Annotated in this window: 16 protein-coding genes; 14 read left to right on the forward strand and 2 right to left on the reverse strand. The window is 58.1% G+C overall.

The genetic code is table 11. From position 1 onward, the window contains the following. Positions 1 to 5 precede the first annotated feature (5 nt). The 5 genes from rpmH to WC683_16395 are packed head-to-tail and all read left to right on the forward strand — an operon-like array spanning position 6 to position 3,139. The gene (gene rpmH, locus WC683_16375) at positions 6 to 143 is read left to right on the forward strand and encodes a 50S ribosomal protein L34 (protein MFA4974186.1); all 138 of its coding nucleotides are present in this window, start codon (positions 6 to 8) and stop codon (positions 141 to 143) included. 18 nt (positions 144 to 161) lie between these two features. Next, a complete protein-coding gene (rnpA, locus tag WC683_16380) occupies positions 162 to 545 on the forward strand; it encodes a ribonuclease P protein component (GenBank protein MFA4974187.1) in 384 nt (127 codons plus the stop codon). After that, positions 538 to 750, forward strand: a complete 213-nt coding sequence (gene yidD, locus WC683_16385) for a membrane protein insertion efficiency factor YidD (GenBank protein ID MFA4974188.1) — start codon at positions 538 to 540, stop codon at positions 748 to 750. The genes rnpA and yidD overlap by 8 nt, the downstream gene beginning before the upstream one ends. Before the next feature lie 2 nt (positions 751 to 752). Then, the gene (gene yidC / locus WC683_16390; protein ID MFA4974189.1) at positions 753 to 2,468 is read left to right on the forward strand and encodes a membrane protein insertase YidC; all 1,716 of its coding nucleotides are present in this window, start codon (positions 753 to 755) and stop codon (positions 2,466 to 2,468) included. Between the two features lie 14 nt (positions 2,469 to 2,482). Next, complete coding sequence (locus tag WC683_16395) at positions 2,483 to 3,139, forward strand: energy-coupling factor ABC transporter permease (GenBank protein MFA4974190.1); 657 nt, start codon at positions 2,483 to 2,485, stop codon at positions 3,137 to 3,139. On the opposite strand, the gene gatE is transcribed toward WC683_16395, so the two are convergent. Further along, positions 3,111 to 4,826: a Glu-tRNA(Gln) amidotransferase subunit GatE gene (gatE, locus tag WC683_16400; GenBank protein ID MFA4974191.1), complete on the reverse strand. Its 1,716-nt coding sequence runs from the start codon at positions 4,824 to 4,826 to the stop codon at positions 3,111 to 3,113. The two genes, WC683_16395 and gatE, sit on opposite strands and share 29 nt — an antisense overlap. 151 nt (positions 4,827 to 4,977) lie before the next feature. On the opposite strand from gatE, the gene gatD reads away from it, so the two are divergent. After that, positions 4,978 to 6,405 (forward strand): Glu-tRNA(Gln) amidotransferase subunit GatD, encoded by a 1,428-nt coding sequence (gatD, locus tag WC683_16405; protein ID MFA4974192.1) that lies wholly within the window; start codon positions 4,978 to 4,980, stop codon positions 6,403 to 6,405. Between the two features lie 4 nt (positions 6,406 to 6,409). Here gatD and WC683_16410 read toward each other — a convergent pair whose 3' ends face one another. Continuing rightward, positions 6,410 to 7,903 carry a mechanosensitive ion channel family protein gene (locus tag WC683_16410; GenBank protein MFA4974193.1) on the reverse strand — a complete coding sequence of 498 codons (1,494 nt, stop codon included), beginning with the start codon at positions 7,901 to 7,903 and terminating at the stop codon, positions 6,410 to 6,412. Positions 7,904 to 7,993: 90 nt separating this feature from the next. Here WC683_16410 and WC683_16415 point away from each other — a divergent pair, with 90 nt between their 5' ends. The 8 genes from WC683_16415 to WC683_16450 all read left to right on the forward strand — a co-directional run. Then, complete coding sequence (locus tag WC683_16415; GenBank protein ID MFA4974194.1) at positions 7,994 to 8,839, forward strand: MBL fold metallo-hydrolase; 846 nt, start codon at positions 7,994 to 7,996, stop codon at positions 8,837 to 8,839. Between the two features lie 5 nt (positions 8,840 to 8,844). Then, entirely contained in the window at positions 8,845 to 9,435 is a 591-nt protein-coding gene (gene rsmG, locus WC683_16420) for a 16S rRNA (guanine(527)-N(7))-methyltransferase RsmG (GenBank protein ID MFA4974195.1), read from the forward strand. A 154-nt stretch (positions 9,436 to 9,589) separates the two neighbouring features. Further along, positions 9,590 to 10,366: an AAA family ATPase gene (locus WC683_16425; GenBank protein ID MFA4974196.1), complete on the forward strand. Its 777-nt coding sequence runs from the start codon at positions 9,590 to 9,592 to the stop codon at positions 10,364 to 10,366. A 42-nt stretch (positions 10,367 to 10,408) separates the two neighbouring features. Then, positions 10,409 to 11,305, forward strand: coding sequence for a ParB/RepB/Spo0J family partition protein (locus tag WC683_16430; protein MFA4974197.1), 897 nt, complete (start codon positions 10,409 to 10,411; stop codon positions 11,303 to 11,305). A gap of 27 nt (positions 11,306 to 11,332) precedes the next feature. Beyond that, positions 11,333 to 11,761, forward strand: coding sequence for a polymer-forming cytoskeletal protein (locus WC683_16435; GenBank protein MFA4974198.1), 429 nt, complete (start codon positions 11,333 to 11,335; stop codon positions 11,759 to 11,761). A 25-nt stretch (positions 11,762 to 11,786) separates the two neighbouring features. After that, positions 11,787 to 12,230 carry an ATP synthase F0 subunit B gene (locus WC683_16440; protein ID MFA4974199.1) on the forward strand — a complete coding sequence of 148 codons (444 nt, stop codon included), beginning with the start codon at positions 11,787 to 11,789 and terminating at the stop codon, positions 12,228 to 12,230. Between the two features lie 19 nt (positions 12,231 to 12,249). Then, positions 12,250 to 12,735, forward strand: coding sequence for a hypothetical protein (locus WC683_16445; protein ID MFA4974200.1), 486 nt, complete (start codon positions 12,250 to 12,252; stop codon positions 12,733 to 12,735). A gap of 22 nt (positions 12,736 to 12,757) precedes the next feature. Next, the coding region (locus WC683_16450; GenBank protein ID MFA4974201.1) for a F0F1 ATP synthase subunit delta at positions 12,758 to 13,258 on the forward strand (501 nt) is incomplete at its 3' end.

Genomic DNA, 13,258 nt, shown 5'->3' on the forward strand with positions numbered 1-13,258 from the left:
TTATGGTGAAGAGGACTTATCAACCCAGCAAGCGCAAACGCAAGAACAAGCACGGATTTCGCAAGAGGATGAGGAGCAAGGGGGGCCGCAAGGTCCTGGCGAAGCGCAGGTCCAAAGGCAGGGCCCGCGTCTCTGTGCGCTGATCCGGCCCGATCCGCAATATGCCAAGATTTAAAAGGAGTGCGCGCATCCTGCGCCCAGAGGATTATCAGGCGGTCAAGGCGCGCGGGGTCTCTGCCCGATCCGGCCCGATCGTTGTCGCAGTCCTGCCGGGCAGGTTGAAGAGGCTTGGCATAGCGGTTTCCAAGTTCGTCGGGAACGCTGTGGAGCGAAACCGGATCAAGCGCGTGATCAGGGAATTCTTCAGGCAGAACCAGGGGTCCTTCCCTTCTGGAGATTGCGTCGTGATACCGCGCAGGGGCGCAGCAAGCCTTGAAAACAAAAAGATCAGGGAGAGTCTCGCTGCTGCGCTCGCTTCCCTCTTAAACGCGGCGAGGGGCGGACATTGTGAATCGAATGAAGAAGGTGATGATAAAGATGGTTGATGCGTATGGCGCGGCGTTGTCGCCGATCGCCGCGGCGCTCGGCGCTCGCTGCAGGTTTCATCCGACGTGCTCTCTGTATGCGAGACAGGCGATAGAAAAATTTTCCCTTCCGCGCGCAGTTGCGCTTATCGCGTCGAGGCTGATTCGGTGCAACCCGTGGTGCGAAGGCGGAATCGACCAACTCCCTGAAAGGGATACGAGGTGAAGATGAAAATCAGGATCAAGACAGAGCACAGGGCGTTGATAGCGGTCGTCCTCTCCGCGGCATTCTTCATCGTATGGTATGCGGTGATCAATCCGTCCAAGCAGGCGGCGGCCCCGCAGGCCCCAGCCCAGAGCGAGGCGACGGGAAGCGCCCCATCCGAGGTCAAGGCGCAGGACGGCGCCGTGGCCGATCCGGCCAACCCCTCGGCCGAGGCAGCGGCCTTTGCGGACGATCCTCAATCCAAGATCCCCGCGCGCTCCATCGAGATCAAAAACAATCTCGTCGCTGCGACGATAAGCAGCGACGGAGGCGCGCTGACCGGCTGGTCTCTCGCCGACTATACGCAGGGCACCGACAAGGGCAGTCCGCTCATAGACCTCGCGTCGGGCGACGTAAGGGATCACCGCTTTCTGGGGCTCTCCGTGGATGGGACTGGTTTCACGATACCGGCCAACCCGCGCTACGAGGTGGTGAGTTCCACGGATTCTGAGGTCGTGCTGCGTTGGCGCAGGCCAGGCGAGATAACCATCGTGAAGAAAATCTCGCTTGCGCCGGACCGCTATGTTGCCGACGTTTCGGTCGAAGTGACGAACGAATCCGCGAAGCCTGTTTCAGCTAAACCAGGGCTCTCGCTCAGCGGGATCAACGTTCCGCAGGAGAAGAAGGGGTTCCTCTCGTTCATGCAGCCACCCCAGACTGATATCGTGCAGCCTGCTTATTATTCGGACGGAAAGGTTCACAGGGAGAAGAAGGTGGCGGAGACGGTCTCTGTCCCGGGCGCGGTCTACTGGTCCGGGCTCGAGAGTCGCTACTTCATCAGCGCGGTGATACCGAGGGTTCAGGGCGAGGGTCTGGCCGCGTTCTACGGCGCGCAGAAGGTCGAGGGAGAAAAACCAGGCACTATGGAGCTGTGGGCGGGAGCATCCCTTCCGGCGGCGCCCATCATGCCCGGCCAGAGCACGTCATTCGCCTTCACCGTCTATTCCGGTCCCAAGGACATAAAGCAGCTGAAGGATATGGGGGTAGGTCTCGAGAAGGCGATCGACTACGGGTGGTTCTCGGTCATCGCCGTGCCTATTCTCTATCTGCTCAAGTTCTTCCACAGCCTGATTCACAACTACGGCGTTGCGATAATATTGCTTACCGTGTTCGTGAAGCTCCTCCTTCATCCGATCAACGTCAAATCACTCAAGTCCATGAAGGCGATGCAGCAGCTGCAGCCCAGGCTCAAGGAGCTGCAGGCGAAGTACAAGGACGACAAACAGCGGCTCAATGCGGAGACCATGCAGCTCTTCAAGGCCCACAAGGTGAATCCGATGGGCGGATGCCTGCCGATGGTCCTGCAGCTGCCGATATACATCGCGCTCTATAAGGTGCTGTGGAGTTCGATAGAGCTCTACCATGCGCCGTTCTTCTGGTTCTACCGCGACCTTTCGGCTCCGGATCCGTATCTCATCACGCCGATACTGCTCGGCGTCTTCATGGTCGCGCAGCAGCATCTGACGCCCAGCGCATCCGTCGATCCGGCGCAGAAGAAGATGATGATGTTCATGCCGATCATGTTCACCATGTTCATGCTTTTCCTGCCGGTCGGTCTCGTGATATACATCCTCGTCAACACAGTGACGAGCGTGACCCAGCAGTGGATGTACAACAAGGGGATCGGCTTCATGGATCTCATCCGCGGCAGGTTCAAGTTTCGCGCCGCAAAGGCGTGAATAAGGAGGGGCGTATGCACATACCAGGTCACGGTTTTCTCTCTGCACCGATAGCCGGCGCGACATGGGCGATGGCGGCGGGTGCGCTGATCCAGTCGATCAGAAATATCAAAAGCCGCGTAACAGCGCGTTGTTTTGCCAAGGCGGCGCTGCTCGCCGCGTTCGTGTTCGTGGCCCAGCTCGAGATCTTCGATTTCCCGGCAGGAGGGACGACGGCCCACGTCATTGGCGCCATGTTGCTCGTCGCCTTGGCTGGGCCTTATGCTGCGACCCTCATCATGTCGACGGTGCTCACCCTTCAGTGGGCCCTGCTTGGCGACGGCGGGTTTGTCTCGCTCGGCGCCAACATCGTGAGCATGGCAGTCGTAGCGCCTTGGGTGGGATGGGTTGTATACAGGTCGATTATATCTATGCGCGGGGGCTCGGCAATAAATACCGTGGCGCTATTCGTGGGCTCCTGGATCTCGATGGTGGCTGCCGCGAGCGTCTGTTCTTTAGAACTGTGGACTTCCGGTGCGTCGCCGCTTAACGTGGTGCTCCCCTCCATGGTGCGGGCGCATGCCTTGGCCGGGGTCGTCGAGGGCGCAGTCACTATAACTGCTGTCTTTGCATTCAAGGCGGTTGAGGCGAGGATCTCGGCCATCATTCCAGGTGGCCGATCTTTTTTATGACTGAGTCGATCTCTGCGGGATTTTTGGCGAGCTCCTTCACCAGCTCTTCGTAGTGCTTTGTTTTCACTTTGTGTTGTTTGCAGGCTGAGGCGAGTTTTGTCAGTGCATCGTCTGATATTCGCTCCGGATCAAGACCTTGCCTCCTCAAGCTTCGCGTCGCTTGCCCGATCAACCTCCCCACCAGCTTCATGTCAGCCTTTTCTTTCGCAAGCCTGTCGATCAGCGCGATGCGCGTGGAGAGCGCCAGGTCTTTTATCGTGTCTTCGGGCAGGCCGTACTTTCTGAATCGTTCCTCGACTGCATAGGTCGGCTCGGGCAGCTTCGACCGGATTGCCTCCACGCGCTCCTTCGTGATCTTGATCGGCGGATGATCTGTGTCAGGGTACATACGGTCAGCGCCAGGGAGTATGCGCTCGAAGTCAGTGAGCCCCTCGCGCAGGTGCTGCCTGGTCTCACACGGCACGCCAATGCACGCTTCCTTCATTCGGTCGCGGATCTCCTGCGTGGCTGTTATCGTGTCGCTCTCCTGCCCCCAGACTATTAGGCCCACATCATTATCGCCCAATCTCATCGCGAGGCGCATAGCGCGCATGTCTATGTGGTTGCGCGGGTACTCCGGGTAGTTATCGGTATGGTAGATGTTTGGGATGTCGTCGAGGCATGCGATCACCCTCACGCGGCCAGCGAGTTCGGAGGAGAACATCCTGCCCGGCTGCGTCGGCGTATTGAGTATTCCCTTGATTCCCTCGATGCGGATGCCGCGTATGCGATGGCCTTTGCTTATGGCGTCTGAAAGGATCGGCGAGCGCGTGCCCCTGAACTCGTCGGTGAGGTCCAGCTCAAAAGTTTTGAGATTCTCCGCCGTGATCTTTCTCTTTGTGAGCTCTTTGCGGATGTCCAGCAGGGCCTTCTGCCGCAGCGCCTCGATACGCGTGAGCTCAGGGATGAGCTGATAGCGCGGCACACCTTTGATCTCCACGCGCGATCCGCCCTCGATGGAGACGTTGACGTCCTGGCGCGTGGCGCCGATGCCGCGGCGGACCTTGCCGGTGGCGCGCAAGAGCCTCCCGATGTGGCGCACGCCGCGCGCGGCCTCCTCAGGAGACTTGAAACACGCATCTGTCACCACCTCGATCAGCGGCATGCCTAGGCGGTCGGTGCGGAAGTGGATGAAGTGGCGTTCGTCCTTGGCTTCGCGGCAGGCGTCCTCCTCTATGGAGAAGTGCGAGATCCCGATGCGTTTTCCCTCGAACGGGATCGCGCCGTTGATGCCCACGATGCCTGTGCGCTGGAAGCCGGTGGGTATCGATCCGTCCAGGTATTGTTTGCGGGCTATGTGGAACTCGTCCACGACTCCGCAGCCGCACAGGAGTGCCAACTCGATGGCGATATCGAGTGCCTGGCTGTTTATGGGGAACGGCGGGGTGTCGTCCATGTCATAGGTGCAGACGGAGTTCTTGTTGAGGAGATAGACGATCTCCTTCTTGGTCTTGAACTCCATCAGCGCGCAACCGTCGTACACGCCCATCTCGGAGAGCGTCGGCCGCATGTGGCGCAGCACCTCCGCGTGGTGCTCGTTGCTGTAGAGCCCGGCCGGGCAGCGGCAAAAGAGCTTCTTCTCCGTCAGCAGCTGCTGATGGATCTCCACCCCGCACTTGAATCCCAGCTTTGTGAGGTCTTCGCTCATCGCGCCGGGACACTAGTAAATCTGACGGTCTAGAGGCAAGCACAAGTTTCTATATTCGGGTCCTGTCGCCGGCTCACCCCCATTTGCGGCATCCCGAAGCCAAAACTTGTTCTTGCTTCCAAGCGCTCATTTTTACTAGTGTCTCCCCGCCATGACGGATGCGGATAAATACAAGGGTTACCGGGAGCCGGCGCTTACGGTGCTCAAGAAATATAGCGTCGAGGTCTGGGACAGCGTTGAGATCGAGACCCCCAAGGGCCCGTTTGTCGGCCTCATCCTCCCCCGCTCCACGACCGAGGACTCTGATCACGTGGTGATCAAGATGCCGATCGGCTACAACACCGGCGTCCACGTGGACTCGATCAAGGGGATAAAGAAGACCGGCCACCGCGAGGGCAAATACGCGATACCTGAGCAGGACTTCCCGGTAGACAAGCGAAAACCCTACGTCTATCTGCTCGGCACAGGCGGCACGATCGCCTCCCGCCTCGACTACAAGACAGGTGCTGTGGTCCCTGCTTTCTCGCCGGGCGAGCTCTATGGCGCCGTGCCGGAACTCGCCGATGTCTGCAACCTGACCACCAAGAAGCTCTTTGGCGTTTTCTCCGAGAATATGGCGAAGGAACAGTATCAGACGCTCGCAGAGGAGATAGGCAGGCTCATACGCGAAGAACGAGTTGACGGGATCGTGATCGGCCATGGCACGGATACGATGCACCACACCGCAGCTATACTATCCTATATGGTGCAGGATTCGCCGATCCCGATCGTGATCGTGGGCTCGCAACGCTCCAGCGATAGACCTAGTTCGGACGCTGCGCGCAATCTGATAAACTCTGCCTATAGCGCAGCGCACTCTGACATCGCGGAGATCATGGTCTGTATGTTCGGCCCGACCTCCGACGACTACGGACTCCTTCACATCGGCACGCGCGTGCGCAAGATGCACTCGAGCTATCGCTCCACTTTCCGCACCGTAGGCGATATACCGTACGCCATGGTCTTTGCTGCGAGGCATGCGCTCAGCTGGGAGCCGCCGTCAGGCTCGGAGGGGATCGTTGCTCTTCGCGAGCACAAGATGCGCAGGAAGGACAAGAACGTAAAGATCAACACCTCCTTCGACGATCGCGTCACGATCCTCTACTATTATCCGGGCATGAATCCGGACCTGGTCGACGCGATCGTGGACAAGGGCTATCACGGAATCGTGATCGCTGGCACCGGTCTCGGGCACGTGAACTCGGTGCTCAATCCAGCGCTCAAGCGTGCGATCGACAAGGGCGTGGCGGTGGTGATGACAGTGCAGACTCTTTGGGGCTACGTGCACATGAACGTCTACGACACTGGGCGCTACCTGCTCGATCTCGGCGTCATCCCGTGCGAGAATATGATACCTGAGGCGGCGTATATGAAGTTGTGTTGGACCCTGGGCCAGACGCGAGATTTGCAGAAGGTACGCGAGATGATGCTCACCCCAATTGCCCGCGAGATCACGGAGCGCGAGCCGCACAACGGATATCTCATCTACCAGGGCGGCATCCCCGAGGTCGAGCGGTTCCTATCCACGTACAAGAAATAGTCAATCAAAGCCCGAAGAAATTTTTGATGCGATTTGCAATGCTCTGGATCTGCGATGGCCGGTCCTTTGCGCCCTCTTCCAGTTTCTTTGCAGTGTCCGCCTGACGCAGGGCCAACGCCTGGGCGAGAGCCTCGGTTATCGACGCATCCCTGGAAAGGATTTCTGCGAAGACCGCTTTGTCTATGGCGAAGAGGATTGAATCGCAGCGCGCGCGCACAGTCGCTGACCTGGGCTCGCCGGTGAGCAGGCTCATCTCGCCAAAGAATGACGGGGGGGTGAGGGTGGCCACAGGGATGGTCGAGTCCTTGCCCACCAGGACCTCGCAGGAACCGGAGTGCAGGATATACATCGAATCTCCGGCGTCGCCCTGCCACACCACGGTCTCTCCGTCGGCGTATGTCTCCATGCGCATGCTGGAGGCGATCGTGTCCCTGGCCTGCGCGGAGAGCGGGCCAAGGATCGGCACCTTCTCCAACTCCTCGCGCGCAGCCGCCCTCTCCTTCTTCGCCTCCGCCTCCGCGTGCGTGCGCTCTATGTGGTGGTGCTGCACGTCGCGGATCGGGAACGGTATCTTGATCCCGTTGCGCCGCAGCGCGTACCAGATGCGGTTCATCACAGAAGCGCGGAGCTCCGGAGAGATGCCGTAGTCCTCGTACGTGAAGCGCAGCTGGTACGTGATCGCGAAGTCGCCGTAATCGATGACCCTGACGACTGGAGCCGGGACCTTCAGGATCCTCGCTTCTTCCCGGAGCGTATCCAGGAACACCTTGCGGACCATGCTTGGCTGGGCGTTGTATTCGACACCCACGTTGATCTTCATGGTGTGGAGCCTGGAGGGTTTGGAATAGTTAGTCACGAGGGTCTTGACGATATCGAGGTTGGGCACGTAGATCATCTCACTCTCGAAGTTGATGATCCTCGTGGACTTCCATCCGATGCCCACCACCCGGCCCACCTTGTCGCCGTAACCTATCCAGTCGCCTATCGCGTATGGCCTTTCGAGCTGCAGCGACAGCCCGGCGAAGAGGTTGCCTAGCAGATTCTGCGCTGCGAGTCCGATCATCGCGGTGAGGACGGCGGAGGTGGTGATGAGCCCTGCGAGGTTCACCCCGCCCTTCTCTCGCAGCACGATGAAGATGATCAGTGCGTAGATCGCGAAGAGGATGAAGTCCTTCGTGAGGTTGGGGAGTCTCCCCTTGCCCTGGATCTTGAGCCATAGCTCGACCGTTGACGCGAAGAGGAGCCTCGCCACGGCGCAATAGAGGGTTATCACCGCGGAGGTGTCGAGCCAGTGCGAAAGGGCTGGGCTCAGATAATTCGCCAGAAGCTTGTGCAGGATGTCCAGGGCCAGATAGACGATCAGCAGGCCGACGGGTATCAGGTACATTTTCTGAGATCTGCAGGCTGCCAGACGGTACGCCAGGAGCACGATCATTATCGATAGCGCGACCCACGGGTTGTCGATGAGGCTCCGCACGAGCCCTGTGTTCGTATCCATGCGAGCAAGTATACGATATTTAACATCGATGTCGATAGGTTCGGTTCTAACGGCTTTTCAGGGGATGCCGTATGTGCTAGCCTGATCTCGATGCCAAAGGCGAAGATAAAGTTCTGGGGAGTGCGCGGCTCGATCGCAGCCCCCGGTAAGAGGACCGCGGGGTTCGGCGGCAACACCACATGCGTCGATATCGAATATGGCGGGTCCAGGGTCATATGCGATGCCGGCACCGGCATCCGGCCACTGGGGCTTTACCTCATGAAGCGCTTTGGCCACAGGCCGATGGAGGCGATGATCCTGCTCTCCCACGTCCACTGGGATCACTACATAGGCCTCCCCTTCTTCAGGCCCATATATAATGATAAGAACAGGTTCACGATAGCCGGGCCCAGGGTCCTGGGCCAAAACTTTGAAGGCGCGCTCAAGGATGCGATCCGGCCGCCCTACTTCCCCATCAGCACGGTCGATTTCAACGCCCGGGTCGAATATACGAACATAGGGCCAGCTGAGTACCAATATGGGGAGATCAGGATTGTGCCGCATGAGGCGCATCACCCGCAGGGTGCGTACGGGTGGAGGTTCTATTTCAAGGACGGGAGATCGATAGTGCTCATGACCGACAACGAGCCGCGGGGCGCAGCCGTGAAAAACAAGCTCGTGAAATTCATGGCCGGCGCGGACGCGATCATACACGACGCCCAATATACGCCCGAGGTTTATTCAGAGCGGATCGGCTGGGGACACAGCCCGTACACGTTTGCGATCGATATCGCCAGGGCGGCAGGGACGAAAAAAATCTTCCTCACCCACCATGATCCTGAATCAGATGACGCATGCTTAAGAAAGATTTTCACCAAGGCGAAGTCATACGCGCGCTCGACGGGATGTGGCGCAAAGGTGGAGATGGCGCGCGAAGGGCTCTCCTTCTCGGTCTGATCAAGATGCAAGACGACCTTTCGAAATATTTTGCCCTGCTCTCCAGATGGAACAAAAGCATCAGGCTCGTCTCTTCCGCTGAGAGCGAGGAAGAATTTCGTACGAAGCACTTGCGCGACGCACTGGAGCTCTTGCCTTTTCTTTCCGATGCCAGGACCCTCATCGATATCGGCACGGGCGCCGGGCTCCCCGGAATACTGATAAAGATTTTGAAGCCGGAGATCGAAGTCACTCTGCTTGATTCGATCAGGAAAAAAATCAGTTTTTGCGATGAGGCCATACGCACGCTTGGACTAGTTGGGATCAGGGCGGTGACAGGTCGTGCCGAAGATGACAACATTATGAAATTATTAGGCAAATTTGACGCCATCGTTTCGAGGGCAACGTGGGAGCTGAAGAAATACTTAATAATATCAAAACCTTATCTTGCCGATGGGCCTGCTGCCGGCATCTATGCCCTCAAGGGGGCAAAGTGCGCCGAAGAGCTCTTGGATGCTAAAAAAACCATAGAAAAACAAGGACTTAAGCTCGTCATCGACTACCCCTACTCCGTCGGCCCCCTCTCCAGGCATATTCTGATCTTTAAAAAAGCCTAACTTTGCGGCATTGCCGCGATCAACCACCGAGTTTCTGCGAATGACATTGATGGCTCACCCAAATTGTTTCACGTGAAACAATTTCAATTGAGCTTGCACTTTCCTGTTGTGCGAATTAATAGCCAAGTCATCCCCGCAACAATCAGGAGTGGCCATGGCCGAAATAATCGCTGTGTGCAATCAAAAGGGCGGCGTGGGCAAGACGACCACGTCGATCAACCTCGCTGCGTCGCTCGCTGCAGCGGAAAAGCGCACGCTGCTCCTGGATTTGGATGCGCAGGGCAACGCCACCACAGGCATGGGGCTCAATAAACATCAGATGCAGCAGAGCATCTATGATGTGCTGATCAATGAGGTTGACCTGAAATCAGTAATGGTTGGCACTGAGCTGCCATTCCTCAAAATATTGCCGTCCAACACGCAGTTGGTCGGCGCTGAGATAGAGCTCGTTGGAATTGTTTCACGTGAAACACGCCTCAAGGAACACCTTCAGAAGATTAATGACGATTTCGACTATATCATCATAGACTGCCCTCCCTCGCTGGGGTTGCTTACTCTCAACGCCCTAGTTGCAGCAAATTCAGTGCTCATACCGGTTCAATGTGAATATTTCGCCATGGAGGGGATTGCGGACCTCCAGAGGACCATATCGCTTGTATCGGGGAGGCTCAATCCTGAGCTCAAGATACGCGGCATAGTCCTCACCATGTTCGATGCGCGCAATAATCTCTCGCATCAGGTCCAGGGTGAAATCAGAAATCATTTTAAAGACGCGGTGTTCCATGTGGTGATACCCAGGAACGTGCGGCTTTCCGAAGCCCCCAGTCATGGGAAGCCCATACTTTTATACGACGTCGCTTCTAAGGGAGCGCAGAGTTATTTTGAGCTTGCAAAGGAAGTGTTGTCAGTGGGCGGCCAGTCAGTTGCGTAATATATTGGTATTATTAGCTAATATAAATTTCGAGGAGGGTCGATGCAGGTAAAACGAGGTCTTGGAAGGGGACTCGAGTCGCTCATTCCGCCGCCGATAGTGACTGACGAGGGGCAAAAAGGCGAGGGCTCGGGTTACAGGATGATCCCGGTGGATAAGATTGTTCCAAACAGGCTTCAGCCTCGTTCCGTTTTTGACGAGGAAAAATTGCGTGAGCTCTCCGAATCGATCAAGGAGCAGGGCGTGATTCAGCCGCTCGTCGTCTCGCAGATGCCCGATGGCCGCTTCGAGCTGATAGCCGGAGAACGCAGGCTGCGCGCCTCTCGCATGGCCGGGCTGGAGAGCGTGCCCGTGGTCGTAAAGAAGACGGAGGACGAGGGGATGCTGGCGCTCTCCATAATAGAGAACATCCAGCGCGAGGATCTCAATCCCATCGAGGAGGCGCACGCGTATCGTGAGCTGATGGATTTGTTCTCCTACACCCAGGAAGACGTGGCCAAGAAGCTCGGCAGGACCAGGGTCGCCGTCGCGAACAGCGTGAGGCTTTTGGCGTTGCCCCAGATCATTCAGGATGACGTGGCCGCTGGCCGCTACTCTGCGGGCCACGCCAGGGCGATGCTTGCGGTCGAGAAGATACACGAGAGGCTGAAGCTCAGGGAGCGGATACTGCGGGAGATGCCCACGGTGCGGGACGTGGAAAAGATCGTGCAGTCTTACGTCTCGGGTGGTAATAAACGCGGTCGCAGGAAAGCCGCGCTCTCCCCTCAGCTCGCCGAGATCGCGGATAACCTGAAGCAGTTTCTCGGCACCAAGGTGCAGATCCAGCCCAGGGCCGCGGGCGGAAAGATAACGATCGATTATTACTCGCCGCAGGACCTCGACAGGATTTACACCACCATAGCGTGCAGTCGAGAGGCGGCTGCGGCATGCGAAGTTTAACGTGCAGTTCAACGCGGGGGGAATGCCATGGCACGAAACAACAAGGACGCAAATCAGATCAACGGGCTCATCGATCGCGGATGCAACGTGGAAGGGAAGCTCGCTTTTGACGGCACCGTGCAGATCAACGGCGATTTCACCGGCGAGATACTCTCGGACGGAACGCTCATAGTGGGACCCGAGGCCAAGATCGCGGCCAAGATTCAGATCGCGACGATCCTCGTGGAAGGCAACGTCGAGGGCACGATAGAGGCCAAGCAGAAGGTCGAGCTCAGGCGCGGCGCGACGTTCGTGGGGGATATCGAGTCGCCGGCCTTGGTCGTGGAGGAGGGCGCGGTATTCCAGGGCCGCAGCCAGATGCTCTCCACCGTAGCGGCAACTCAGCCGAACCAGACCGGTTATGCCGCAGATGGCGCATACGCCGCGGAGGAGAGCGCCGACTCGCTGATGATGTGAGCGCGCCGGGGCAAGGGGGCTCCGCATGATCGCAGTCGCCAACGAATCCTTCAGACTCGTGCCTGACTGGACGCTGCTGCCGCAGACGGCGGTCTTCCTCGCCGTCGTCGTCGGTCTGTCTGTATTGGTCTTCCGCCCGGTCAGAAAAATTATCCAAAGACGCAGGGAGTTCACAATAGAAGCGAAGGCGGATGCGGAGGTTCTCGCGGAGGAGGCCCTGCAGCTTGCGATCGGCCGCGACGAGGTGCTGGCCATGGTGCTCACCGAGGCCCAGGTCGACCGCGACAAGAAGCTGGCGGCGGCTTACAGGGAGGCGGACCGAATGACCGCCGAAGCCAGGGAGAACGCCCGCAAGGTATTGTCGGCCAACGCTGTGACGGTAGAGGCAATGAAAAAATCGCTCGAACAGGATGCGGGGGTGCATGCGGCCGATATAGCGGAGAGCATTGTGGACCGCATCTTGAAGTGAATTGGGGGAGATATCGGACATGACGGGCGCTGTGATATTCAGGCTGATGAACTTCTCCATCCTCGCGTACGCCCTCTTGAAAATTATGGGCAAGGCGATGCGTCAGTTTTTCTTCGCAAGGCGCATGCGGATACGCAAACAGATGGTGGAATCCATAATGGCGCTTCAGGTCGCCAGGACCAAGGAGGCCAAGAGCCGCAGGGACTATGAGGGTCTGCCCGAGGACATATCGGCAAGGCGTAGCGCCATAACTAAGAGGACCGAGAAGGAATGCACGGACATCGAGGATGGCGCGCGCTCCAAGGCCGCGCATATAGTCGATGAGGCGGTCAGGTTTGCGGCCGAGGAGAGGGCGCGGGCGGCGCATGACGTCAAGAGGGGTATTTTGGACGAGGCATTTGCGCTCGCAGAAAAGGATATTGTGAAGAGGGCCGGCGCTAAGGTGCTTTCGGCGTATGCGGAGCGCGGGCTTCACGAGCTCAAGGGGGAATGCAGGCGGATATGAACGCATCCGCGGGAGGCCGTGTTTGAGGGAAAGATCGCTCGCAAAGAGGTACGCAAGGGGGATCGTAGAGGCTGCGCTCTCCGGCGAGGGCGACCTCGACGAAATCGTCCGTCAGATGCAGGCGTTGGACGTCGCATGCAGGGAGGCGAAAGGGTTCGTAAAGGGGCTTTCGGACGACCGCATCAAAGTTGCGAAGAGACTTGAGGCCGTAAAAAGCATCGCAAAGACGATGGGGCTAGGGCCTTTTGTCACCGGACTCCTCCTCCTGCTCGTGAAAAACAGGCGTGCGCGGATCATCCCGATGGTGGCGTCGGAGGCGGTGGACATCATATCCCTGCGCGAGGGTAAGGCGACGGCGGAGCTCTCTGTTGCAGAAGATGGGATCGCAGCCGAGGTGAAGGCCAGGACAGAGGAGATATTGTCGCACGCGACAAACAGGAAGGTGACATGCGATGTCAGGATCGATCCGGGGATCATAGGCGGCTTCAGGCTGAAGCTCGATGATTTTATTTACGATGCGAGC

Source organism: bacterium (assembly GCA_041648665.1).
GTDB lineage: Bacteria > UBA10199 > UBA10199 > 2-02-FULL-44-16 > JAAZCA01 > JAFGMW01.

Excerpts from the sequence above, each read along its gene's own strand:
- WC683_16415 (MFA4974194.1), top strand. The coding sequence starts at position 7,994 with ATGCCAAAGGCGAAGATAAAGTTCTGGGGAGTGCGCGGCTCGATCGCA.
- WC683_16425 (MFA4974196.1), top strand. The coding sequence starts at position 9,590 with ATGGCCGAAATAATCGCTGTGTGCAATCAAAAGGGCGGCGTGGGCAAG.
- WC683_16430 (MFA4974197.1), top strand. The coding sequence starts at position 10,409 with ATGCAGGTAAAACGAGGTCTTGGAAGGGGACTCGAGTCGCTCATTCCG.
- rnpA (MFA4974187.1), top strand. The coding sequence starts at position 162 with ATGCCAAGATTTAAAAGGAGTGCGCGCATCCTGCGCCCAGAGGATTAT.
- gatE (MFA4974191.1), bottom strand. The coding sequence starts at position 4,826 with ATGAGCGAAGACCTCACAAAGCTGGGATTCAAGTGCGGGGTGGAGATC.
- WC683_16410 (MFA4974193.1), bottom strand. The coding sequence starts at position 7,903 with ATGGATACGAACACAGGGCTCGTGCGGAGCCTCATCGACAACCCGTGG.
- rsmG (MFA4974195.1), top strand. The coding sequence starts at position 8,845 with ATGCAAGACGACCTTTCGAAATATTTTGCCCTGCTCTCCAGATGGAAC.
- WC683_16435 (MFA4974198.1), top strand. The coding sequence starts at position 11,333 with ATGGCACGAAACAACAAGGACGCAAATCAGATCAACGGGCTCATCGAT.
- WC683_16395 (MFA4974190.1), top strand. The coding sequence starts at position 2,483 with ATGCACATACCAGGTCACGGTTTTCTCTCTGCACCGATAGCCGGCGCG.
- WC683_16440 (MFA4974199.1), top strand. The coding sequence starts at position 11,787 with ATGATCGCAGTCGCCAACGAATCCTTCAGACTCGTGCCTGACTGGACG.
- yidD (MFA4974188.1), top strand. The coding sequence starts at position 538 with ATGGTTGATGCGTATGGCGCGGCGTTGTCGCCGATCGCCGCGGCGCTC.
- yidC (MFA4974189.1), top strand. The coding sequence starts at position 753 with ATGAAAATCAGGATCAAGACAGAGCACAGGGCGTTGATAGCGGTCGTC.
- gatD (MFA4974192.1), top strand. The coding sequence starts at position 4,978 with ATGACGGATGCGGATAAATACAAGGGTTACCGGGAGCCGGCGCTTACG.
- WC683_16445 (MFA4974200.1), top strand. The coding sequence starts at position 12,250 with ATGACGGGCGCTGTGATATTCAGGCTGATGAACTTCTCCATCCTCGCG.